Annotated in this window: 1 protein-coding gene; it reads left to right on the top strand. The window is 68.0% G+C overall.

Going from position 1 to position 1,276, the window contains the following annotated elements; genetic code table 11:
* Positions 1–1,142 (top strand): phosphatase PAP2/dual specificity phosphatase family protein (locus EN780_RS34520; RefSeq protein WP_133372885.1); only part of this gene is annotated, 1,142 nt, incomplete at its 5' end.
* Positions 1,143–1,276 lie beyond the last annotated feature (134 nt).

Below are 1,276 nucleotides of genomic sequence, written 5' to 3'. Positions count from 1 at the left end.
ACATTCCGTTCATGGCCTGGACGATCGTGCCCTACTGGTCGATTAACCTGTTCTACGGACTGTCGCTGCTCCTCAACGATAGCAAGCGCGGCGTCGACCGCCTTGCCGGCCGCTATCTGACGGCGCAGGCCGTCGCGGTGACCTGCTTCATCCTGTTCCCGCTCAAGGCCACCTTCGTGCGGCCGGAGACATCGGGCCTGCCGGGATTCCTGTTCGCGGTGCTCGGCGGTTTCGACAAACCGTTCAACCAGGCGCCGTCGCTGCACATAGCGCTGCTGGTGATAATCTGGGATCACTGGCGGCACAGGCTGACCGGAATCGCGGAAATTATCTGGCACGTCTGGTGCTTCCTGATCGGAGCCTCGGTGTTGACGACATGGCAGCACCATTTCATCGACATCCCGACCGGCGCGCTTCTCGGCCTGTTCGCTGTGTGGCTGTTCCCGCGCGAGGGCGAGCTGCCGTTCGCCGGCTTCCGGCTGACCGCTGATAGGAGAGCGCGGCGGCTGGCGCTCTTCTATGGGCTGGGGGCGGCGCTGCTGCTCGCCAGCGCGGCCGGCGGCGCACTTGTGTCGCCGATAGCCCTCGTGCTGCTGTGGCCGGCGCTGGCGCTTGCCATCGTCGCCTTTGCCTATGCCGGGGCCGGGGTGAAAGTGTTCCAGAAAGCGGCCGACGGCAGTGTGCCGCTCGCCAGCCGCCTGCTGCTCTGGCCCTACCGTATCGGCGCGAAAATCAATCTCTGGGCCTGGACGCGCACGCTGCCGCCCCGCGTGCCGGTCGCCGACGGCGTCTTCCTCGGCCGCTTCCCGACGACGGCCGAAGCTAATGGCTTCGGCACGGTGGTCGACCTTGCCGCCGAGTTGGAGCGGCCGGCTCGCGCGTCATGCCGATGGATCAGCCTTGCCGTACTCGACCTGATGCCGCCAGCCGAGAAGGAACTCTCCGAAGCGGTGCTGGCGATCGAGGCGGCGCGCCGGCAGGGCACCGTGCTGATCTGTTGCGCGCTCGGCTTCCAACGCAGCGCTACCGTCGCCGCCGCATGGCTGGTCGGCACCGGCCGCTCGCACACTGCAGCGCAGGCGCGCAAACTGCTCGCCGCCTCCGGCCGACCGGTGCACATTCAGGCCGGGGAAGCCGCATGAGCAGCAACCCTTATCAGGACAAAGCCGGCGCGTTCGCCGCCGGACTTATGCTGCAGGCGGCATGGCCACTGCTGGCGGTCGCTGCTTGCCTGCTCGCCGCGCCGGTGATCGGGCTGGCGGCCGCGCCGCAGGTG

The organism is Mesorhizobium sp. M4B.F.Ca.ET.089.01.1.1, assembly GCF_004022605.1.
Taxonomy (GTDB): domain Bacteria; phylum Pseudomonadota; class Alphaproteobacteria; order Rhizobiales; family Rhizobiaceae; genus Mesorhizobium; species Mesorhizobium abyssinicae.
Note: the sequence above shows the minus strand (reverse complement) of the source record. Positions and strands in the feature narration are given on the sequence as shown.